At 54.0% G+C, this 22,377-nt stretch carries 21 protein-coding genes and 1 pseudogene; 8 read left to right on the forward strand and 14 right to left on the reverse strand.

The window, feature by feature from the left end:
* Nucleotides 1-98 precede the first annotated feature (98 nt).
* The 3 genes from panB to panD all read left to right on the forward strand — a co-directional run bounded on the left by panB (nucleotide 99) and on the right by panD (nucleotide 2,230).
* Complete coding sequence (gene panB / locus JTI98_RS00450; protein WP_042997890.1) at nucleotides 99-890, forward strand: 3-methyl-2-oxobutanoate hydroxymethyltransferase; 792 nt, start codon at nucleotides 99-101, stop codon at nucleotides 888-890.
* Nucleotides 891-901: 11 nt separating this feature from the next.
* Entirely contained in the window at nucleotides 902-1,756 is an 855-nt protein-coding gene (panC, locus tag JTI98_RS00455; RefSeq protein ID WP_042997891.1) for a pantoate--beta-alanine ligase, read from the forward strand.
* A 93-nt stretch (nucleotides 1,757-1,849) separates the two neighbouring features.
* Entirely contained in the window at nucleotides 1,850-2,230 is a 381-nt protein-coding gene (panD, locus tag JTI98_RS00460; protein WP_042323756.1) for an aspartate 1-decarboxylase, read from the forward strand.
* Between the two features lie 5 nt (nucleotides 2,231-2,235).
* Here panD and JTI98_RS00465 read toward each other — a convergent pair whose 3' ends face one another.
* From JTI98_RS00465 to JTI98_RS00480, 4 genes and pseudogenes are all read right to left on the reverse strand, one after another.
* Entirely contained in the window at nucleotides 2,236-3,462 is a 1,227-nt protein-coding gene (locus JTI98_RS00465) for a polysaccharide deacetylase family protein (RefSeq protein ID WP_216081794.1), read from the reverse strand.
* 64 nt (nucleotides 3,463-3,526) lie between these two features.
* Nucleotides 3,527-3,968: pseudogene (locus tag JTI98_RS00470) on the reverse strand (PTS sugar transporter subunit IIA).
* A 106-nt stretch (nucleotides 3,969-4,074) separates the two neighbouring features.
* Nucleotides 4,075-4,845 carry an ABC transporter permease gene (locus tag JTI98_RS00475; RefSeq protein WP_042997893.1) on the reverse strand — a complete coding sequence of 257 codons (771 nt, stop codon included), beginning with the start codon at nucleotides 4,843-4,845 and terminating at the stop codon, nucleotides 4,075-4,077.
* A complete protein-coding gene (locus JTI98_RS00480; RefSeq protein ID WP_042997894.1) occupies nucleotides 4,842-5,768 on the reverse strand; it encodes an ABC transporter ATP-binding protein in 927 nt (308 codons plus the stop codon). Before JTI98_RS00480 ends, JTI98_RS00475 begins: the two co-directional genes overlap by 4 nt.
* Before the next feature lie 108 nt (nucleotides 5,769-5,876).
* Here JTI98_RS00480 and can point away from each other — a divergent pair, with 108 nt between their 5' ends.
* Nucleotides 5,877-6,539 carry a carbonate dehydratase gene (gene can / locus JTI98_RS00485; protein ID WP_042997895.1) on the forward strand — a complete coding sequence of 221 codons (663 nt, stop codon included), beginning with the start codon at nucleotides 5,877-5,879 and terminating at the stop codon, nucleotides 6,537-6,539.
* A 65-nt stretch (nucleotides 6,540-6,604) separates the two neighbouring features.
* Here can and hpt read toward each other — a convergent pair whose 3' ends face one another.
* Nucleotides 6,605-7,141: a hypoxanthine phosphoribosyltransferase gene (gene hpt / locus JTI98_RS00490; RefSeq protein WP_042997896.1), complete on the reverse strand. Its 537-nt coding sequence runs from the start codon at nucleotides 7,139-7,141 to the stop codon at nucleotides 6,605-6,607.
* Nucleotides 7,142-7,346: 205 nt separating this feature from the next.
* Between hpt and JTI98_RS00495 the strand changes: the two genes are divergently transcribed.
* A complete protein-coding gene (locus JTI98_RS00495) occupies nucleotides 7,347-9,737 on the forward strand; it encodes a glucose/quinate/shikimate family membrane-bound PQQ-dependent dehydrogenase (protein ID WP_216081795.1) in 2,391 nt (796 codons plus the stop codon).
* A gap of 107 nt (nucleotides 9,738-9,844) precedes the next feature.
* Here the strand turns inward: JTI98_RS00495 and JTI98_RS00500 are convergent, their stop codons facing one another.
* Nucleotides 9,845-10,366 carry a hypothetical protein gene (locus tag JTI98_RS00500; protein ID WP_042997898.1) on the reverse strand — a complete coding sequence of 174 codons (522 nt, stop codon included), beginning with the start codon at nucleotides 10,364-10,366 and terminating at the stop codon, nucleotides 9,845-9,847.
* A gap of 159 nt (nucleotides 10,367-10,525) precedes the next feature.
* The gene (cueO, locus tag JTI98_RS00505) at nucleotides 10,526-12,085 is read right to left on the reverse strand and encodes a multicopper oxidase CueO (protein ID WP_216081796.1); all 1,560 of its coding nucleotides are present in this window, start codon (nucleotides 12,083-12,085) and stop codon (nucleotides 10,526-10,528) included.
* Nucleotides 12,086-12,250: 165 nt separating this feature from the next.
* Between cueO and JTI98_RS00510 the strand changes: the two genes are divergently transcribed.
* From JTI98_RS00510 to speD, 3 genes are all read left to right on the forward strand, one after another.
* A complete protein-coding gene (locus tag JTI98_RS00510; RefSeq protein ID WP_000846617.1) occupies nucleotides 12,251-12,598 on the forward strand; it encodes a YacC family pilotin-like protein in 348 nt (115 codons plus the stop codon).
* Nucleotides 12,599-12,702: 104 nt separating this feature from the next.
* Nucleotides 12,703-13,569: a polyamine aminopropyltransferase gene (gene speE, locus JTI98_RS00515; RefSeq protein WP_044267433.1), complete on the forward strand. Its 867-nt coding sequence runs from the start codon at nucleotides 12,703-12,705 to the stop codon at nucleotides 13,567-13,569.
* Between the two features lie 15 nt (nucleotides 13,570-13,584).
* Nucleotides 13,585-14,379 carry an adenosylmethionine decarboxylase gene (speD, locus tag JTI98_RS00520; RefSeq protein WP_216081797.1) on the forward strand — a complete coding sequence of 265 codons (795 nt, stop codon included), beginning with the start codon at nucleotides 13,585-13,587 and terminating at the stop codon, nucleotides 14,377-14,379.
* A gap of 46 nt (nucleotides 14,380-14,425) precedes the next feature.
* On the opposite strand, the gene JTI98_RS00525 is transcribed toward speD, so the two are convergent.
* The 7 genes from JTI98_RS00525 to acnB form a co-directional block, all read right to left on the reverse strand.
* Entirely contained in the window at nucleotides 14,426-14,671 is a 246-nt protein-coding gene (locus tag JTI98_RS00525) for a YmjA family protein (RefSeq protein WP_042997902.1), read from the reverse strand.
* Nucleotides 14,672-14,702: 31 nt separating this feature from the next.
* Complete coding sequence (locus JTI98_RS00530; protein ID WP_216081798.1) at nucleotides 14,703-15,470, reverse strand: DeoR/GlpR family DNA-binding transcription regulator; 768 nt, start codon at nucleotides 15,468-15,470, stop codon at nucleotides 14,703-14,705.
* Between the two features lie 9 nt (nucleotides 15,471-15,479).
* Nucleotides 15,480-16,463, reverse strand: coding sequence for a D-threonate 4-phosphate dehydrogenase (locus tag JTI98_RS00535; RefSeq protein ID WP_080343246.1), 984 nt, complete (start codon nucleotides 16,461-16,463; stop codon nucleotides 15,480-15,482).
* Nucleotides 16,453-17,724: a D-threonate kinase gene (locus JTI98_RS00540; protein ID WP_044328115.1), complete on the reverse strand. Its 1,272-nt coding sequence runs from the start codon at nucleotides 17,722-17,724 to the stop codon at nucleotides 16,453-16,455. The genes JTI98_RS00535 and JTI98_RS00540 overlap by 11 nt, the downstream gene beginning before the upstream one ends.
* Nucleotides 17,721-18,674: a 2-keto-3-deoxygluconate permease 1 gene (locus JTI98_RS00545; protein ID WP_042997906.1), complete on the reverse strand. Its 954-nt coding sequence runs from the start codon at nucleotides 18,672-18,674 to the stop codon at nucleotides 17,721-17,723. Before JTI98_RS00545 ends, JTI98_RS00540 begins: the two co-directional genes overlap by 4 nt.
* 180 nt (nucleotides 18,675-18,854) lie before the next feature.
* Nucleotides 18,855-19,217 carry a protein YacL gene (yacL, locus tag JTI98_RS00550; protein WP_042997907.1) on the reverse strand — a complete coding sequence of 121 codons (363 nt, stop codon included), beginning with the start codon at nucleotides 19,215-19,217 and terminating at the stop codon, nucleotides 18,855-18,857.
* A 174-nt stretch (nucleotides 19,218-19,391) separates the two neighbouring features.
* Nucleotides 19,392-21,989 carry a bifunctional aconitate hydratase 2/2-methylisocitrate dehydratase gene (acnB, locus tag JTI98_RS00555; protein WP_042997908.1) on the reverse strand — a complete coding sequence of 866 codons (2,598 nt, stop codon included), beginning with the start codon at nucleotides 21,987-21,989 and terminating at the stop codon, nucleotides 19,392-19,394.
* Nucleotides 21,990-22,377 lie beyond the last annotated feature (388 nt).

Below are 22,377 nucleotides of genomic sequence, written 5' to 3' on the forward strand. Positions count from 1 at the left end.
TTTATTGCTTTCGCGCAAACAGTTGCTTAAAACAATTGCCCCCCTGAATGTGACTGTTAGAATGCCGGTAAATATGACGTTCACCATCAGGAAATGTTATGAAACCGACCACCCTCTCGCTGTTGCAGAAGTGCAAACAAGAGAAAAAACGCTTCGCCACCATTACTGCTTATGACTACAGTTTCGCCAGACTGTTTGCCGACGAAGGGATCAATGTGATGCTGGTCGGGGATTCCCTGGGGATGACAGTACAGGGGCATGACTCCACCCTGCCGGTGACGGTTGAGGATATCGCTTACCATACGCAGGCGGTGCGTCGCGGCGCGCCGAATTGCCTGCTGCTCGCCGATCTGCCGTTTATGGCTTACGCGACGCCGGAACAGGCCTTTGAAAATTCGGCCACCGTCATGCGCGCGGGCGCGAACATGGTCAAGATTGAAGGTGGCGCCTGGCTGGTGGAGACCGTGAAAATGCTCACCGAGCGCGCGGTCCCCGTCTGCGGACACCTGGGCCTGACGCCACAGTCGGTCAATATTTTCGGCGGCTATAAAATTCAGGGCCGTGGCGATGCCGGACAGGTTTTGCTGGACGATGCCCTGGCGCTGGAAGCCGCAGGCGCGCAGCTCATCGTGCTGGAATGCGTCCCGGTTGAACTGGCCAAACGCGTGACGGAGGCGCTCTCCATTCCGGTTATCGGTATCGGTGCCGGCAACGTGACCGACGGACAAATTTTAGTCATGCACGACGCCTTTGGCATCACCGGCGGCCATATTCCGAAATTTGCCAAAAATTTCCTTACGCAAGCAGGCGACATGCGCGCCGCGGTACGGCAGTATATTGCCGAGGTTGAGTCCGGCGTCTATCCGGGCGAAGAACACAGTTTCCATTAAGGAGTCTTGTTGTGCTGATTATTGAAACCCTGCCGCTGCTGCGCCAGCATATCCGCAGAGCCCGTCAGGAAGGGAAGCGCATTGCGCTGGTGCCGACGATGGGCAACCTGCATGATGGTCACATGAAGCTGGTGGATGAAGCCAAAGCCCGTGCGGACATCGTGGTGGTGAGTATTTTCGTCAACCCAATGCAGTTTGACCGTCCGGACGATCTGGTGCGCTACCCTCGCACGCTGCAGGAAGACTGCGAAAAACTGAACAAGCGTAAGGTGGATTTCGTCTTTGCTCCCGCACCGGACCAAATCTATCCTCAGGGCACCGACGGGCAGACCTATGTGGATGTCCCCGGCCTTTCGACGATGCTGGAAGGCGCCAGCCGCCCGGGCCATTTCCGTGGGGTTTCAACCATCGTCAGCAAGTTGTTCAATCTGGTACAACCGGACGTCGCCTGCTTTGGCGAGAAAGACTTCCAGCAACTGGCGCTGATCCGCAAAATGGTTGCCGACATGGGCTACGACATCGAGATCGTCGGCGTGCCGATTATTCGCGCCAAAGACGGTTTAGCCCTGAGTTCGCGTAACGGTTATCTGACGGCCGAACAACGCAAAATCGCCCCAGGTTTGTACAAAGTGATGGGCCGCATCGCGGAGAAACTGCAGGCCGGCGAGCGTGAACTGGAAGAGATTATTGCCATCGCTGAACAGGAGCTGACGGAAAAAGGTTTCCGCCCCGATGACATTCAGATCCGCGATGCTGACACGCTGCTTGAGCTAACCGAAAGCAGCCAGCGTGCGGTGATTCTGGTTGCCGCATGGCTTGGCCAGGCACGGTTAATTGACAATCAGACGGTTGCATTAACCCAGTAGACAGGGGTTAAAAATCGGGCAATACTGCCTGAGAAATTTCTCAAAGCAGGTTTCGACCTGCTTCGTTATCGATACGAGTTTAAGGTAGACGTTATGATTCGCACTATGCTGCAGGGCAAACTCCACCGCGTGAAAGTAACTCAGGCGGACCTGCACTATGAAGGTTCCTGCGCCATCGATCAGGATTTTCTGGATGCCGCCGGGATTCTGGAAAATGAAGCCATCGATATCTGGAACGTGAGCAACGGTAAACGCTTTTCCACCTATGCGATTGCCGCCGAGCGCGGTTCCAGAATCATCTCCGTCAACGGCGCAGCGGCACACTGTGCCAGCGTGGGCGACATTGTGATCATCGCCAGCTTCGTGACCATGTCTGACGAAGAAGCGCGCCGCTGGCAGCCAAAGGTCGCTTACTTCGAAGGCGATAATGAAATGAAACGCACCGCAAAAGCCATTCCGGTTCAGGTTGCGTAAACGAACTACCCCTGCGGCTGATTGCTGATCAGCCGCGACATCGTCTCCAGCGAATCCGTTCTTAAGATATACAGGCGTTTCAGTAAAAACGGATTATCCCCCGGCTTCACCTTCCCTTTCATCGTAGTCACCGCCAGGTGAAATCCAGCCTCTTCCGCGGCTTTTACGGCCGTCGCGTTATAACCGCCAAACGGATACGAAAGATAAAGGACATGGGGATTAAACGGGGCCAGCGCACGCCGGGAGCGTGCAAAATCAAACAGAATATTGTGATGGCTGCGGCTGAGCAGGATTGGCCGGTGATAGCCGTCGACCCGATGTAAAAAGTGCGTATGGGACTGAAAGTCAAACACGTCGCGGATACTATTAAGCTCTGAAATACTCATAAACTGCAGCGATTTGGGGTCCCATTTTTGTGGGCGAACTTTAATTCGCGACGAGATAATAAACGCCGTGGCCTTCATCCCATACTGCTTCAGCACCGGATAAGCATAACGACTCACTGACTTCAGGCCGTCATCAAAGGTAATCACCACCGCTCGCGCGGGCAGATTCATGTTGTTACGCACATAGCCTTCCAGTTGCGCCATCGTCAGCGTACGGTATCCGCGATCGCGCAGCCAGGTCATCTGGTTGCTGAAGGCGCGAACTGACGTGGTGGTGGAGGTATGACGAAAACGGGTGTTCTCTTCATCGCGCAGAATATGGTGATAGGTCAGCACAGGCAATCCACGGTCTTCCTGGGCATCGAGGGCGCTTATCCAGGCCAGCCGGTCGCCAATGCGAATCTGATACCAGGTTTGATTCAGCCGGTCTTTCAGTTTACTGATGATGGGATAACGCAGATTATCCGCCAGTATGCCAAACGGCGCACTACCAATATTCGGTGCGTTATAAACGGGAGTGGCTTGCCAGGTGATCAGATTCTGATTGCTGAGCGGTTTATTAAGATCGCCGAGGCTGTCCTCAACGCGTTGTTTACCCTGCACCGGTTCCAGATGGCCTTTGTCAATAAACCCGGTACCGAAGCCGAATTTGAATTCGTAATAATCCGCCGCGACCGGAATGACAGAAATAATCTGTCCGGCGCGAATATTTCCCACGGTCACCATGTCATCGCCTATTTGCGCCCAAATAGCCGCATCTTCAGTGGTTTGCATATAGCGAGCAGGCAACGCCGCACTGACGACTGTAGAGAGGGACAGCAGCAGCAGAAACAGATATTTCATCATTAACCATAACCGGGGCAAGAAACAACGCAGCGATTGTATCAATTCACCTCATTAATAAGAATGATCAATACTCATACAAATCGTGCAGCAGAACAAAGGGAGGATTTTTCTGTTGCTGATGCCAAAGACTGGTCACCTCTGGCCCACCAAGAGCAACTATCTGGTCGCGAAACGCCTGACTACTCATGGATTCTCGTGTTGGGAGCATTTGCTCCAGCAACGTTACAGAAATGCCGGAAATGACTTCACACTGCGGATGTTTATGGCTCAGCAGTGACGCCACGCGATAACGGCGCCTCACCGGGCTGGTCGGTCAGAAAGATGACGCCATCACCGGAATCCGTAGCATGCAATGCGTCGCACATCATCCGACTCAGCATGTTAGCGCTCAATCCACGCCAAAAATTCACCGCCCGGCATTGCGCCAGTGGGCCGTGTTTTTTTTCCAGAAGGCTCAGCAGTTCCTCAGCCTTATCGTCATGACAGGTTATGACCCAGCCTAGCATTTCTCACCTCATTAGCAGGCAAGTAGTTTATCAGAGTGACAAATGGAGAATGATGACAATGGTCAACAATCACCCTCTCCTCACCGGGAGGAGAGGATGAAAACGGTCAGCTACGCAACCCGCGACCGCGCTGGATTAAAGACCAGCACAGCAGATAAAACACCACAATAAAGACTACCAGCACGCCAAACGTAGTCACTAACGGCACATCGTGAATGCCGAGGAAGCCGTAGCGGAAGCCGCTAATCATATAGACGATTGGGTTCAGTTGCGATAAGCCCTGCCAGAACGGCGGCAGCAGCGTCAGGGAGTAAAACACCCCACCGAGATAGGTCAGCGGCGTCAGGACAAACGTCGGGATCAGGCTGATATCATCAAAGGTTTTCGCAAATACGGCGTTCAACAGCCCCGCCAGTGAAAACAGAATCGCCGTCAGAACCAGCGTCAGCGCCACAAACAGCCACGAATGCACCTGGAACGGAACAAAGAACAGTGAAATCGCCGTCACCAGCACCCCGACGCACAGTCCGCGCGCCACACCGCCGCCGACAAAACCGGCGATAATCACGTGTGTCGGCACCGGCGCAACCAGCAGCTCTTCAATGTTGCGCTGGAATTTGGCGCTAAAGAATGACGACGCCACGTTCGCATACGCGTTGGTGATGACCGCCATCATGATTAGACCCGGCACGATAAACTGCATATAGCTGAAACCGTGCATCTCGCCAATGCGGGAACCAATCAAGTTGCCGAAGATAATAAAATAGAGCGTCATGGTGATGACGGGCGGCACCAGCGTCTGGATCCAGATCCGCATAAAACGGTTAATTTCTTTCGCCCAGATGCTTTTCAGCGCGACCCAGTAAAGCTGCATCATGCGCGATCTCCTTGTTTTTCATGAACCAGTGACACAAACAGCTCTTCAAGGCGGTTCGCTTTGTTACGCATACTCAATACCTGAATGCCCTGCGCGCTGAGCTGGCTGAACACGCTGTTAATTCCCTGCTCACGCAACACTTCCACTTCCAGCGTTGAGGTATCCACCAGCCGATAGTGATAGCCCTCCAGCTGCGGTAACGGACTTTTCGCAGCCAGATCGAGAATGAAGGTTTCGGATTTGAGCTTAGAGAGCAGGTTCTTCATCGAGGTGTTTTCGACCAGCTCGCCGTGCTGAATAATCCCGATGTTGCGGCAGAGCATTTCTGCCTCTTCCAGATAGTGAGTGGTCAGAATGATCGTGGTGCCTTTGTCGTTTAAATCCTTCAAAAATCCCCACATTGAGCGGCGAAGTTCAATATCGACGCCCGCTGTCGGTTCATCGAGAATCAGTAGCTTCGGCTCGTGCATCAGCGCGCGGGCGATCATCAGACGGCGCTTCATCCCGCCGGATAACATCCGCGCACGTTCGTTGCGTTTTTCCCACAGATCGAGTTGTTTTAAATACTTTTCGCTGCGCTCAACCGCCTCTTTTCGCTCCACGCCGTAGTAGCCCGCCTGATTGACCACAATCTGCTGTACGGTCTCAAACGGGTTGAAGTTAAATTCCTGTGGCACCAGCCCGAGTTGACGTTTGGCGTTGACGACATCTTTTTCGAGATCGTAACCAAAGACGCTGACGCGCCCGGACGATTTATTCACCAGCGAGCTAATGATACCGATAGTGGTCGACTTGCCTGCCCCGTTCGGCCCCAGAAGCGCGTAAAAATCTCCCGCTTCGACCTGTAAATCTATCCCGCGCAGTGCCTGAACACCGCCAGGATAGGTTTTTTTAAGTTGTTGAAGTTCCAGTGCAATGGTCATAAATTTTTACTTACCTTACGTACTTACACTTTATATGTGGTTTAAATAATCCCGGAGTTGCCCTATATTAGCCCAACGCACTTATTTGGTTACAGGTCGTTAACCTCCATGAAAGACATAGATACACTCATCAGCAACAATGCACTATGGTCAAAAATGCTGGTGGAAGAGGATTCCGGATTTTTTGAGAAACTGGCGCAAGCGCAAAAACCGCGCTTTCTATGGATTGGATGTTCCGACAGTCGCGTTCCCGCAGAACGTTTAACCGGTCTTGAACCGGGCGAATTATTTGTCCACCGTAATGTGGCCAACCTGGTCATCCACACCGACCTCAACTGCCTCTCTGTTGTTCAGTATGCCGTTGATGTCCTCGAAGTTGAACACATTATTATCTGTGGTCACTACGGGTGTGGCGGCGTACAGGCTGCGGTCGATAACCCGGAACTGGGCCTCATCGACAACTGGCTGCTGCATATCCGTGATATCTGGTTCAAACATAGCTCATTGCTGGGTGAAATGCCGCAAGAGCGCCGTATGGACACGCTGTGCGAGCTGAACGTGATGGAACAGGTGTATAACCTGGGCCACTCCACCATCATGCAGTCAGCCTGGAAACGGGGTCAGAAAGTGACCATCCACGGCTGGGCATACGGTATTCACGACGGCCTGCTGCGCGATCTGGAAGTGACCGCGACCAGTCGCGCCACCCTGGAGCAGCGTTATCGTCAGGGCGTGTCTAACCTCAGCCAGAAGCACGTCAATCACAAATAAAAATCCCCGGTCATACACCAGGGATGTATCCAGTCAAAGCCGGGATTTTCCCGGCTTTTTTACGCTTATTCGTCCAGCAGCACCACTTTGCCGACATACGGCAGATGACGATAGCGCTGCGCATAATCAATACCGTAGCCCACCACGAACTCATCCGGAATGGAGAACCCGATGAACTCGACCGGAACGTTCACTTCACGGCGGGAGGGTTTATCCAGCAGGGTGCAAATCGCCAGAGATTTCGGTTCACGCAGGCTCAGGATTTCACGCACTTTCGACAGCGTGTTACCGGAGTCGATAATGTCTTCCACAATCAGCACGTCCTTGCCGCGAATGTCTTCATCGAGATCTTTGAGGATCTTGACGTCACGGGTGGTGGACATGCCGCTACCGTAGCTGGAGGCGGTCATAAAATCGACTTCATGAGATACCTGCACTTCACGGCACAGGTCCGCCATAAACATGAATGAGCCACGTAGCAGACCCACCAGCACCATATCACTGCCGCTGTCTTTATAACGCTCAGTAATCTGACGACCCAGTTCAGCGATACGCGCTTTGATCTCCGCTTCGGGGATCATGACTTCTACAGTATGTTTCATATCTCTAACCATATGATTTAAAAACAAATCACTCAATGCCTGCTCTTGATAAGTCAGCATCTAAGCGCAAGGCACGCAGTATACCAGTAAAAGTATTTATTCGCGGCATCTCTTAATAAAGCTCATTTTGTGATGACGATCACACATGTTAAATCCTATAATTAATTGCTACTAAAAAATTAACAAATTGAGATGGTGTATTTTTATGGCAGATAACAACGCACGTTCGCCACGGTTACTCGTGACGCTAACGGCCCTCTTTGCAGCGCTATGCGGGCTTTATCTTTTGATCGGCGGAGGCTGGCTGGTCGCCATTGGCGGCTCCTGGTACTACCCGATTGCGGGACTGGTGATGCTGGGCGTTGCCGTATTGCTCTGGCGCAGCAAACGTTCCGCACTCTGGCTGTACGCCGCCCTGCTCCTCGCCACCCTGATTTGGGGCGTGTGGGAGGTCGGGTTCGACTTTTGGGCGCTGACGCCGCGCAGCGATATTCTGGTCTTCTTCGGCATCTGGCTGATTTTACCGTTCGTCTGGCATCGCCTGCTCGTCCCTTCCCGCGGTGCCGTAGCCGCTCTGGTGGTGGCCCTGCTGATCAGCGGCGGGATCCTCACCTGGGCGGGCTTTCATGATCCGCAGGAGATCAACGGCACGCTGAGCGCCGACGCCACACCAGCCGAACCTATCTCCGCCATTTCGGACAATGACTGGCCCGCGTATGGTCGTAATCAGGAAGGCCAGCGCTTCTCGCCGCTCAAACAGATCAACGCCGATAACGTTCACAACCTGAAAGAAGCGTGGGTGTTCCGCACCGGTGACCTGAAGCAGCCGAACGATCCGGGTGAAATCACCAATGAAGTGACGCCGATTAAGGTTGGCGATACGCTGTATCTTTGTACCGCCCACCAGCGTCTGTTCGCACTGGATGCCGCTACCGGTAAAGAGAAGTGGCATTTCGATCCGCAACTCAATACCAACACAAGCTTCCAGCATGTGACCTGCCGTGGCGTGTCGTACCATGAAGCGAAAGCCGATAACGCGTCCCCGGAAGTGGTTGCCGACTGTCCGCGCCGTATCATCCTGCCCGTCAACGACGGTCGTCTGTTTGCGGTGAATGCCGAAACCGGCAAGCTGTGTGAAACCTTTGCCAACAAAGGTATTCTGAATCTGCAGACCAACATGCCGGACACCACGCCGGGTCTGTATGAGCCAACATCGCCGCCAATCATCACCGATAAAACGATCGTGATTGCTGGTTCAGTAACGGATAACTTCTCCACCCGCGAAACCTCGGGCGTGATCCGTGGTTTTGACGTCAATAACGGCAAACTGCTGTGGGCGTTCGATCCGGGTGCGAAAGACCCGAATGCAATCCCTTCCGATGAGCACTCTTTTACCTTTAACTCGCCGAACTCCTGGGCTCCGGCGGCCTACGACGCGAAGCTGGATCTGGTCTATCTGCCGATGGGGGTGACTACGCCGGATATCTGGGGGGGTAACCGTACGCCAGAGCAGGAACGCTACGCCAGCTCGATTGTGGCGCTGAACGCGACCACCGGTAAACTTGCCTGGAGCTATCAGACCGTCCACCACGATCTGTGGGATATGGACATGCCGTCCCAGCCAACGCTGGCGGATATCACCGTCAACGGTGAGAATGTCCCGGTTATCTACGCGCCAGCGAAAACCGGTAACATCTTTGTCCTCGACCGCCGTAACGGTGAACTGGTCGTTCCGGCACCGGAAAAACCGGTTCCGCAGGGTGCCGCGAAAGGCGATTACGTCAGCAAAACGCAGCCGTTCTCTGAACTGAGTTTCCGCCCGAAAAAAGATCTGACCGGAGCGGATATGTGGGGCGCCACCATGTTCGATCAACTGGTGTGCCGCGTGATGTTCCACCAGATGCGCTATGAGGGCATCTTTACTCCGCCGTCTGAGCAGGGCACGCTGGTGTTCCCGGGTAACCTCGGGATGTTCGAATGGGGTGGTATCTCGGTCGATCCGAACCGTCAGGTGGCGATTGCCAACCCGATGGCGCTGCCGTTCGTCTCGAAGCTGATCCCACGCGGTCCGGGTAATCCGATGGAACAGCCGAAAGATGCAAAAGGCACAGGCACCGAATCCGGTATCCAGCCGCAATATGGCGTGCCGTTTGGCGTCACGCTGAACCCATTCCTGTCGCCGTTTGGTCTGCCATGTAAGCAACCGGCCTGGGGTTATATCTCCGCGCTGGATCTGAAGACCAATGAGGTAGTCTGGAAAAAACGCATTGGCACGCCGCAGGACAGCATGCCGTTCCCGATGCCGGTTCCAGTACCGTTCAATATGGGGATGCCAATGCTGGGCGGTCCTATCTCAACGGCGGGCAACGTGTTGTTTATTGCCGCCACGGCGGATAACTACCTGCGCGCCTATAACATGAGCAACGGTGAGAAACTGTGGCAGGGGCGTCTGCCAGCCGGTGGACAAGCCACACCGATGACCTATGAGGTGAAAGGTAAACAGTATGTCGTAATTTCAGCCGGAGGCCACGGCTCGTTTGGTACGAAGATGGGCGATTATATTGTCGCTTACGCCTTGCCTGACGACGCGAAATAAAACCATTTTGTTCTGAGCAGAGACAGCGTGGAAATCCCACGCTGTCTTTTTTTAACGCAAAACGCCCACAATACTTGCGGGCGCTTATCGATATTTAGCGATAATGATTAGTCAAACTTAAGCGACATTAATGACGCTTTTGCGACATCCTGATACTGGTCAACTAAATCCTTCGTCATATTAAAGGCAACCTGCACAGCTTTATTATCCTGACTGGTAATCAGCATCAGATTCAGAATTTCGCTATCCGCAGCCTGAGAGCGGAAAGTCACTAACCATGCCTTATGCCCATCAACCGTAACGGCTTCTGCCTCTGGTTTGTAGTTAGCTAACATTTTCAACATCGCATCTTTCATCATATCCAGCTGCGCCGCAGGCAGTGCGTTGCGACCCGCAGTCACGCCCAGTGAGGCTTTACCTCTCTCGTCGCCATAAATGATCTGTGGACGATTCTCAGACGGGTATTTAATTTTCGCCATTTCCGCCGACATAGGCGTCAGCGTTTGCGGAATTTCGATGCTTAACTTCAGCTCAGGAAAGTGTTTACGCTCCATGTCCATTCCGGCATGAGCAGAAATCGCCACTAACATAGCAAAAGAAGCCGCCACAATTTTACGGAAAATATCCATTTTTCACCTCAGGTTTGATGGTCAGATTCCGCGAGTATATCCCGAAAGAGGAATAAAAATACGGCCTTAATCTATTTTCAGAAATTAAGGATAAGAGTGGTATTATTCTTATTACTGATGGATGGCGATTCCGGGAAAACCGACATCGCCATCCGTCGCTTATACCGTAAAGCCTAACATCATGCCGGTATCTTCATGTTCCAGCAGATGACAGTGCGCCATATAGGCATGCTCTTTGGGCGCGACGTGATCAAATTTCACTAACACCTCGCTGACGCTGCCTTCCACCCGAACGGTATCTTTCCAGCCCGCACGATGGGCCGCAGGCGTCTGGCCGTTCTCCGACAGGATGCGGAACTGCGTACCGTGGATATGGAACGGGTGCAGCATCATATCGCCCACCCCGGAGATGACCCAGCGTTCATATTGACCTTTGCTGGCCGCGAACATCGGCTTGTTCATATCGAACGCCACGCCGTTTATCTTATTCGCGATATGGAAATCAAACTGACCGCCGTGGTTCATATGGCCCATGTCGCCATGCTGCATGTTGCCCATATGCCCCTGCATCTGCCCGTGATGCATGCCCGCCATCGCCTGATCGCCATACTTTTTCATCAGCATCTGCATTCCCATCATGTCGAGCATCGGATCCATCAACAGTTGCAGATTACGCACCGTCAGGCCGTCAACCGCAGGTAGCGCAGGCATGGTACTTAGAGTGTCCGGCAGCGTACCGGAGGCATTCACGGCAACCGGCTGAATACGCATGACCGGATGCGGCTTATCAAACGGCGCAATCGCCATCCCCATCTGGCTGACCGGCAGGGTAACCAAATCAAACGGTTTACCGTCACTGACGTCCACCAGTACTTCAAAACGCTCGCCCATCAGCATGGGCAGTTCATTTACTTTTACCGCTTCCGCCAGCAGCCCGCCGTCGCTGGCAATGACGTACAGCGGACGCTTATCGCTGGCGGCAAAATTGAGTGAACGGGCGTTACAACCGTTAAGCAACCGCAGACGTAACCAGCCGCGCGGCGCAGCATGTTGAGGATAAATGGCGCCATTGGTCAGTAGCGTATCGCCAAACCAGCCTACAGCCGCCGTCATCACATCAAGCTGATAATCAATCTGCCCGGCCGCGTTAAACCGTTTGTCCTGCACGATGACCGGAATATCGTCGATTCCCCACTGCTTCGGGAGCAGCAGCTTATGAATTTCTTCATCCTCAATCAGAACCAGCCCCGCTAAGCCCATCGCCACCTGATGCCCGGTTTTCCCATGCTGATGGGGATGAAACCAGCAGGTCGCCGCTCGCTGATCCGGCGTAAACGTAACGGTACGTTTTCCGCCCGCCGGGATAATCCCCTGCGGACCGCCATCCACCTCACCCGGCACCTCCAGCCCATGCCAGTGCACTGTGGTCTCTTCCTGAAGCTGGTTGTGGATATCCACCGTCACCGCTTTGCCTTTTTGCAGCTTCAGCGCAGGCCCGAGCAGATTGCCGTTATAGCCCCAGGTGGTTGCCGTTTTTCCGGCAAAGGTCGACTGACCCGCTTTCACCATCAGCGAAATCTGGTTACGTGCGTCGGCGGTGAGAAGCTCGGGAATGGGCAACGTGGGGCGTTGGGCGGCAAAAACGGTGCGGCTCCAGAACGGTAAAGCTGACGACAGCCCCAGAGCCACAGAATATTTTAAGAAATCACGACGTTGCATAATTATTTCCTTATTTTGCTGCAGGCGAAATAACGCTAATCTCTGAGCATAGACCCTCCCCTTACGGCAAGGTCAAGCCAGGGATATCACTTAATAGATAATAAAAGTCGTCGCTTCGCCTCCAGTATGCTAACGTTGACTTTCCGTAATGCAGTGGTAGAAGCAATGAAGACGTTTTTCAGAACCGTGTTGTTCGGCAGCCTGATGGCCGTATGCGCAAACAGCTATGCGCTCAGTGAATCTGAAGCCGAAGATATGGCCGATTTGACGGCCGTTTTTGTCTTTCTGAAAAATGACTGCGGCTACCAGAATTTACCCAACGGGCAGATTCGTCGCGCACTGGTCTTCTTTGCTCAGCAAAACCAGTGGGACCTCAGCAATTACGACACCTTCGATATGAAATCCCTCGGCGAAGACAGCTATCGCGATCTCAGCGGTATCGGTATCCCTGTCGCCAAAAAATGCAAAGCGCTGGCGCGCGACTCCCTGAGCCTGCTGGCTTACGTCAAATAACCTCCCGTCCCTGTTGCTGAAATAATGACCGTGCATCAACGGTCATTGTTAGCTATGATGTTGCGCCCTTTTTTTACGGGTGTTAACAAAGGAGGCATCACCCTATGGCCGAAAAACCACAGTGGCATGAAACGCTACACGACCAGTTTGGGCAGTACTTTGCCGTCGATAACGTTCTTTATCACGAGAAGACCGCGCATCAGGATCTCATCATCTTCGAAAACGCCGCCTTTGGTCGCGTAATGGCGCTGGACGGCGTGGTGCAGACCACCGAGCGCGATGAGTTTATCTATCATGAGATGATGACGCACGTTCCGTTGATGGCTCACGGTCACGCGAAACACGTGCTGATTATCGGCGGTGGCGATGGTGCGATGCTGCGCGAAGTCACCCGGCACAAAAACGTTGAAACCATCACGATGGTGGAAATCGATGCTGGCGTTGTCTCGTTCTGCCGCCAGTATCTGCCCAACCACAACGCCGGTAGCTATGACGATCCGCGCTTTACGCTGGTGATCGACGACGGCGTGAATTACGTCAACCAGACGCAGAACACGTTTGATGTGATCATCTCCGACTGCACCGATCCGATCGGTCCCGGTGAGAGTCTGTTCACCTCGGCATTCTACGAAGGCTGTAAACGCTGCCTGAATCCGGGCGGGATCTTTGTCGCGCAGAACGGCGTCTGCTTCCTGCAACAGGATGAAGCCCTCGACAGCCACCGTAAGCTCAGCCATTACTTCGCCGACGTTGGCTTCTACCAGGCGGCGATCCCCACCTACTACGGCGGCATAATGACTTTTGCGTGGGCGACCGATAACGAAGCGTTGCGCCACCTGTCGACTGAAATCATCCAGGCGCGTTTTCACACCTCCGGCCTTAAGTGTCGCTATTACAACCCGGCAATCCACACGGCAGCGTTTGCCTTACCCCAGTATCTGCAAGACGCGCTGGCGACAGCATCGTCCTAAGGAGAAGATAAGAAATTGAAAAAACTGAAACTGCATGGCTTTAACAACCTGACTAAAAGTCTGAGTTTTTGTATTTACGATATCTGCTATGCCAAAACCGCCGAAGAGCGCGACGGATACATCGCCTATATCGACGAACTCTACAACGCCAACCGTCTGACCGAAATTCTGTCAGAAACCTGCTCTATCATCGGCGCCAATATCCTGAATATTGCCCGTCAGGATTACGAACCTCAGGGTGCCAGCGTCACCATTCTGGTGAGCGAAGAACCTGTCGATCCGCAGTTGATTGATAAAACCGAGCATCCCGGCCCGCTGCCGGAAACGGTGGTCGCCCATCTTGATAAGAGCCATATTTGCGTGCATACCTATCCGGAAAGCCACCCGGAAGGCGGATTATGCACCTTCCGCGCCGATATTGAGGTTTCAACCTGCGGTGTGATTTCTCCCTTGAAGGCGCTGAATTACTTGATCCACCAGCTTGAATCCGACATCGTGACCATCGATTATCGCGTGCGTGGCTTTACCCGTGATATCAACGGGATGAAGCACTTTATCGATCATGAGATTAACTCCATTCAGAACTTTATGTCCGAGGATATGAAGTCGTTGTATGACATGGTGGATGTGAACGTGTATCAGGAAAATATCTTCCATACCAAAATGCTGCTTAAAGAGTTCGACCTTAAGCACTACATGTTCCATACCCGACCAGAAGACTTGACCGACGCAGAGCGTAAAGAGATTACCGCTGCGCTGTGGAAAGAGATGCGAGAGATTTACTACGGGCGCAATATCCCGGGTGTGTAAGTAAAACGCTCAGGAGCTTTGCGGAGCTCCTGAGCCGAATCCGAGACTATTCATTTCCCCATCGATTCAGGAATTCTGCGATATCATCGATGCGTTGCGCGTCAATGCCAGCGTCAACCGCCATCTCCTGCTGCGCTTCTTCGCTGATCTCTTCGTTATTCGTTAAGCGAGCAATCAGTAGCTGGAAATAGCGAGCAAGAGGATCACGCTCCGACGCGTTAACCGGTTCTGCGGATTCCGTCGAATACTCATCCACAATGTCATAATATTTCAGTGGTATTTCATTACCCATCACTCATCTCCTGGGGTTATCCCAACGTTAATTACTCAGGCTGTACCAGCGTCAGGGCGACGGATTGCGCTTTCAGTTCGGCCTGTACGGCTTGCGGTAAATTAACATCGGTAATGACGTCGGTAAAGCGACTGAGAGAAACCACATTAAATAGCGAATGCGCGCCGTATTTGCTGCTGTCGGCCAGTAGCACTTTTCGTTGTGCATTGGCGATAATTTCCTGCTTCAGTCCCGCTTTGTCCTCAGTCGGCGTGGTCACGCCCTTTTCCATACTCCAGGTATTACAGCTCATAAACGCGATATCAGGATAGACGCTGCGCAGCATTTTGCGGCCAAACTCGCCGATGCATGACTGGCTGCTGTCATCAATTCGCCCACCGACAATAGTCACCTCTATCTGGCGAAACTCGGATAAAAACAGGGCGATGTGCAGATCAACGGTAATGACTCTGAGGGGAAGATGGGTTAAACATTTTGCCAGCTCCAGCATCGTGGTTCCGGCATCAAGCACCACGGCATCGCCCGCATGCACCATCGAGGCCGCATAACGCGCAATCGCCCGTTTTTCGGCGGGCGATCGCAGTTGCTTCTCGTTGGTGGTCGGTTGCACTGCTTCAAAACGCCGTAACGCCACACCGCCGTGGCTGCGACTGATCACCCCCTGTTCATCCAGTTTGATCAGATCGCGGCGGATCGTTGCCGGAGAGGCCTCAACGGCATCCACCAGTTGTTCCACGGTCACCAGCGTATGATTTTTCAAATACGCCACAATCTGATCCAGACGGTGTTGTCCTTTCATAACAGGAAATTATGCCAGTTGCATTGCCAGTTTAATCGATACGGCCATGCTCTCAGATTTTGCTTTTCCCGTCCAGGCGATATCAAATGCCGTCCCGTGATCGGCGGAGGTGCGAATAAACGGCAAACCGGCAGTGATGTTGACGCCGTCATAAAAACCCAGCAGCTTCAGCGGGATATGGCCCTGATCGTGGTACATCGCCACCACCATGTCATAGTGACCTTCATACGCCTGCAAAAATACAGTGTCCGGCGGGCATGGGCCGTAAACATCCATCCCCTTTGCCTTCATGTTCTCAATCGCCGGACCGACGATGCGAATCTCCTCATCGCCGAACAGCCCGTTCTCACCAGCATGTGGATTCACCCCCGCCACGGCTATACGCGGCTGCGCATAACCCACACGCTTCAGGAAGGTATCGGCGATACTAATAACAGTCTCCACGCGCTGACCGTTCAGGGTATCGAGGAACTTACGCAGGGCGATATGGGTAGAAACGTGAATGACTTTCAGCTTATCGGTATACAGCACCATCGCGTAGTCGCGACTTTCCGTCAGCGTCGCCAGCAGCTCGGTGTGTCCGGGGAAATGGTGCCCGCCAAGATGCAGGGCTTCTTTGTTCAACGGCGCAGTGGCGATAGCATGAACGTCGCCTTTCATCGCCAGTTCCGTTGCCCGTTTTACGCAGCGATAAGCCAGATCGCCTGCCTGAGCCTGCACTTTACCCGGCTCCAGTGCGTCCGGGTCCGCCAGCGGTTCATCAATCACATGAATCACACCAGGCACGAAGCGGGCGTCCGCCACCTGCGTAATGGCGCGAAACGTCACGCCCTCCGCCAGACCGTTGGCCTGTAACCGCTTCAGGGTTTGCAGGCATCCCACTACCACCAGCGGCGCGCCGTTAAGTTCATCTTCACTGAGCGCTTTAACAATAATTTCCGGGCCGATCCCCGCAGGATCGCCCATCGTAATCGCGACGGTTTTAGTTACCACTGTACATCTCCTCAATAAAATAAAGCGCATCACAAAGGGTACTGTCGGAGCCGAATCCTCCTGCTTTGGTGATCACCGGCAGATCGTCAATCTCGCTGTTCACGAACGTTCCGCACGGAATGCACGGCGCTACCTCGCTCTGAATGCGATAGCCTTCCGCCCCCAGCGCACTGGCAACGGCGGTCGCAATATCCCCTCCGGTCAGGAACAGGCCGCCAATACGCGCCTGCTCAATAATGCGTAACGTGATGTTTCCAAGACGCTGGCTTAACCGTTCGCCAAGCGCCTGACGGCTCATCCCGACGCTGGCACACAGCGTGTCGATCATCTGTCGGTCGTCCGCACTACGACTTGTACGTAAAATCGTATGGTGGTGACGGCTCAGTAACGCGCAGGCCTGCTCCACCACCGACGCGATTTCCTGTTCGAAACCGGCAGAGGCCAGTCGTGAGGCATCGATATCGACAACCTTTGCCCGGTCCTGACACAGCGCCTTGTCTACCTGACGTCGCGTGGCTTCACTCATCGAACCCGCGACGACCAGCACCGGCAACGCTTGCTTTTCCTGCATAAACAGGCGGACCGGCAGGGCATTGGCGAGACCAGCCGCGCCGACCAGTAACGGCAGCGTCTCCTGCTCACAGATAGCATGCGCAATCAGCGACAAATCACGGTCCTCAACGGCATCCACCACCACCATGCACTCGCCTTCAGCAGCGAAAGCGGCTAACAGCGCGCTCAGTCGTCCGCGACGGACATCGTCGAGCGACACTTCATGCACCGGAATGTCACTTTGCAACGAGACCAGTTCCGCAATGCGCGAAGAGATAATCGGCGTTTTGGGATCGCTGGCAAATTCGGTCTCCAGTAATGGCGTTCCGTTGACCAGGCACAGTCCATCACGTGTTGTGCGCCCTGCGGCGGGGATCGCCGCCGCAATCACGGCCAGCGTCCGGTTAGCGGCGCGCATCGCCGCTGTCACCTCGGCGCCGACGTTGCCACGAAACGTAGAATCAATTTTTTTATACACCAGCGGCGCGGTTACCCCTTCACACCAGGGGGCTAACGCTTGTTGTACCGCCTGCGCGGCTTGCGCCGACGGGATTGCCCGGCTCTCTGTGTTGATCACCAGCACATCAGCACGACGGGAAGGCTTTTGCGTCGGGGTGAGCATTACCTCTGTGCGTGCGCCTTTTTTCGCCAGTTGCACGCCGGTATCGTTAGAGCCTGTAAAATCATCGGCAATGACGATCATTTTCATGCTTTATTCTCCTGAGTAACCTGACGGGCCTGTTTTTTGGCAACCCACGAGGTCAGGATCGGCGTCAGGATCGCGGTGGTGATCACGGAGGCGGCAATCAATGGCGCGGCGGCAGCAGCGACTTCCGCCAGCGAAGGGTCAGCCTGGGCTATCGCCAGCGGCGTTGCAACGGCATTACCGGCGGTACTGGATGCCGCCGCTCCGGCAATCCCGGTACCGCCCACCAGACGGTCTGCGCGGATGTTAAAGAAGCCGCCGACGAACGTGGTTAACACCCCCAGCAGGATGCCCGCCAGACCGCCCTGCAACAGCATTTCGAGGTTGATGCCAGCCCCCAGCGCAAAGGCGAAGAACGGGATCAACAGCGGTCCGCCTTTGGTCAGGAAGTCACGCATGTTGTGATCGAGGTTACCGAGGATCATGCCAACCACCAGCGGGACCAGGACCGCCACCAGTGCCATGATCGGAATGTTGGCCATTCCCGCAGCACCCAGCGCGATCATGGTAAAGAATGGACCGTCATTAAGAGACAGAATAGAGATTGCGCCGACGTCACGCTCGTTACCGAACTCGCCGACTAATGCCGCGTACAGCCCCCCATTCGAGTTACTCATGGCAGCAATAATCGCCAGTCCGCTTAAGCCAAAGATCCCTTCAGTCCCGAACAGGTGCTCAACGCCAAGACCGAGCGCAATGGCGATCAGCAGTTTGGTCAGGGTAATCGTACCGCCCTGCAATAAAGCCTGAGGTGCCGCCTTCACGCTGATCCCTGCGCCCATGCACAACAGGAATGCACCGATTAGCGGCGCGGCGCCGTTTTTAAACAGCGCGGTAGTAAATCCGCCGATCTCCAGCGCCTGCGGGGCAAAGGTATTGATAATGGCACCGATAACCAATGGCACGACCATCATGCCGCCGGGTACGCGTTCTATTGCCTTCTTGATGTTCATGGTCTTCCCGCCTGTTGTTGTGTTGTGATTAAATAAAATCACAACGATTATATTTAATCAATATTAGATCACAAATGGGCCAGATCACAGTTTTAAAATGATTAATAAAAATCAAACAATCATTTTTCGGTAAAAAAAAACCGGACGCAGACGCCCGGCTCCACTGATGATTGAAATTATTCAGGATTGACGCAGAAATTCCCGATAGGCGTTTACCACCTGCAGGAAATCCTCGACGCCGCACAGCGACAGGCTTTCTTCATCGTAGTAATTCATCCCTTCTTCCATTTCGTCGCCGGTAAACTCCAGCTGGTTGGCGCGGATCATCACCTCTTCGCCGTCCATCCAGAGCGTATATTCATGCCCCGCCCGTTGCCAGGAACGTTCGCTGCCTTTCACCGCGTGAGCCGCCTGTTCCACTTCGTCCAGCAGGGCCAGGTTTTCTTTCACTTCTTCATTAAACCAGTGCCCGACCACTTCGTGACCCATGGACATGCGCACCAAAACCCGACCGGTAACATCGCGCAGAAATTCGTAATCCATAATGTAGTCCTCTGCTCCCGGCAATGCGCCATTACCGCATTGCGCCTTGTCTTAATTATCGCAGCCTGGACGCAGAAAAAAAGCGGATCGCGTATAAGGAATGGAAATAAAAATGCCCGGAGAAGCACGCTTCACCGGGCATTGATGCGTTTTTACGCGAAAGGCGTTAGCGCATTACACGGCGGTCTGGAAAATCACACCGTCCGCTTTCTCAGTGTATTGAGAGAGCTGGTCAAAGTTCAGATAGCGGTAGGTGTCTACAGCGGTTTTATCCACCTGCGCCACATAGGTCTGGTACTCTTCCGGCGTCGGCAATTTACCGATCAGTGCCGCAACCGCCGCCAGCTCCGCAGACGCCAGGTAGACGTTCGCACCGGTACCTAAACGGTTCGGGAAGTTACGCGTAGAAGTCGATACCACCGTCGCGCCGTCTGCGACACGCGCCTGGTTACCCATGCACAGTGAACAGCCCGGGATTTCAATACGCGCACCGCTCTTACCAAAGACGCTGTAGTAGCCCTCTTCGGTCAGCTGTGCCGCATCCATACGGGTTGGCGGCGCCACCCACAGACGCGTCGGCAACTGGCCTTTGTGCGCATCCAGCAGCTTGCCGGCCGCACGGAAGTGACCAATGTTGGTCATGCAGGAACCAATGAACACTTCGTCGATTTTATCGCCCTGAACATCAGAGAGCAGACGCGCATCGTCCGGATCGTTCGGTGCACAAAGGATAGGCTCTTTGATATCCGCCAGATCGATGTCGATCACCGCCGCGTACTCTGCGTCAGCATCGGCTTCCAGCAGTTGCGGATCGGCCAGCCATTTTTCCATCCCCTGAATACGACGTTCCAGCGTACGACGGTCGCCGTAGCCTTCTGCGATCATCCACTTCAGCAGAACGATGTTGGAGGTCAGGTATTCCACGATCGGCTCTTTGTTCAGCTTGATGGTGCAACCTGCCGCAGAACGCTCGGCGGATGCATCGGTCAGCTCAAACGCCTGCTCGACTTTCAGATCCGGCAGACCTTCGATTTCGAGAATACGGCCAGAGAAGATGTTCTTCTTGCCTTTTTTCTCAACGGTCAGCAGACCCTGTTTGATCGCATACAGCGGAATGGCGTGTACCAGATCGCGCAGGGTAATACCCGGCTGCATTTTGCCTTTGAAGCGCACCAGCACCGATTCCGGCATATCCAGCGGCATCACGCCGGTCGCCGCAGCAAACGCCACCAGGCCCGAGCCCGCCGGGAAGGAGATACCAATCGGGAAACGGGTATGGGAATCACCACCGGTACCGACGGTATCCGGCAGCAGCATACGGTTCAGCCAGGAGTGGATCACGCCATCACCCGGACGCAGCGAAACACCGCCGCGATTCATAATAAAGTCAGGCAGCGTGTGGTGCGTGGTGACGTCAACCGGCTTCGGATAGGCGGCGGTGTGACAGAAAGACTGCATCACCAGGTCCGCAGAGAAGCCCAGGCACGCCAGGTCCTTCAGTTCGTCACGGGTCATCGGGCCAGTGGTATCCTGAGAACCCACGGAGGTCATCTTCGGCTCGCAGTACGCTCCCGGACGGATACCGGCTACGCCGCACGCACGACCCACCATTTTCTGCGCCAGCGAGTAACCACGGCTGCTTTCCGCCACATCTTTCGCCTGACGGAAAACGTCTGAGTGCGGCAGACCCAGCGCTTCACGCGCTTTGGTGGTCAGACCGCGACCGATGATCAGCGGGATACGGCCACCGGCACGCACTTCATCAATCAGCACGTCAGTTTTCAGTTCAAAGCTTGCCAGCAGTTCGCCGGTTTCATGGTTACGTACTTCACCTTTGAACGGGTAAACGTCAATCACATCACCCATGTTCAGGTTTGACACATCCACTTCGATCGGCAGTGCGCCTGCATCTTCCATGGTGTTGAAGAAGATAGGGGCGATTTTACCGCCGAGGCACAGACCGCCGCCGCGCTTGTTCGGCACGTGCGGAATGTCGTCGCCCATGAACCACAGCACGGAGTTGGTGGCGGATTTACGTGAAGAACCGGTCCCGACGACGTCACCGACGTAAGCCAGCGGGTAACCTTTACTCGCCAGGGCTTCGATCTGTTTGATTGGGCCAACGACACCCGGCTGATCCGGCTCAATGCCTTCACGGGCGTTTTTCAGCATCGCTAACGCGTGCAGCGGGATATCCGGACGAGACCACGCATCAGGTGCCGGAGACAGGTCATCGGTATTGGTTTCACCGGTGACTTTGAAAACGGTGACGGTCATTTTTTCAGCCAGCGGCGGACGGCTCAGGAACCATTCTGCCTCCGCCCAGGACTGCATCACCTGCTTCGCATATTCGTTCCCTGCTTTGGCTTTTTCTTCTACGTCATAGAAGTTATCGAACATCAGCAGCGTATGGGAGAGCGCTTTGGCGGCAATCGGCGCCAGTTTTGCATCGTCCAGAGCGTCAATCAGCGGGTGAATGTTGTAACCACCCTGCATGGTGCCGAGCAGTTCAATCGCTTTTTCAGGCGTAATCAGTGGGGAAGTCGTTTCGCCTTTCGCGACGGCAGCGAGGAAACTGGCTTTGACATAGGCGGCTTCATCGACGCCCGGGGGAACACGGTTGATCAACAGGTCTAACAGGAATTCTTCTTCGCCCGCAGGCGGTGCTTTCAGCAGCTCAACGAGCGCGGCCATTTGGGTTGCATCTAAGGGTTTGGGCACAATCCCCTCGGCGGCACGTTCTGCTACGTGCTTACGGTATTCTTCTAGCACGACGGTTCTCCTCGCTCTCATTGTCATAGTGCGGCGCTTTATCGATGGGCGATTCTCTTCACGCTCCTGTGAGACAGCAGTTTGTAGGGTAAATGCCCGGTACCGCAATGGGCAGAATAACAGGATTTTAGTGAGGTGTTAATCTGTTTACAAAAAAGCAACATAAAAAAGTGGCTGAATCGTTAAGGATGGTCTAATGCCCTTTTCGATTTCAGAAGCGGGAAATTTATCGCTGTTACGAATCGTCACACTATTTCGCATTCTTATAATCACTCTACTGTACCGATCCCAAGATTAGTCAAAAATTAAACTATCGTCTCTTTATACTCACGCAACACTGCACCTGCGGGTGGCAGCACTTCGACCATTGCGATTTCCAGGAAATCGG

The sequence above is a fragment of the Citrobacter sp. MGH 55 genome (genome assembly GCF_016906145.1).
GTDB classification, from domain to species: Bacteria; Pseudomonadota; Gammaproteobacteria; order Enterobacterales; family Enterobacteriaceae; genus Citrobacter_A; species Citrobacter_A amalonaticus.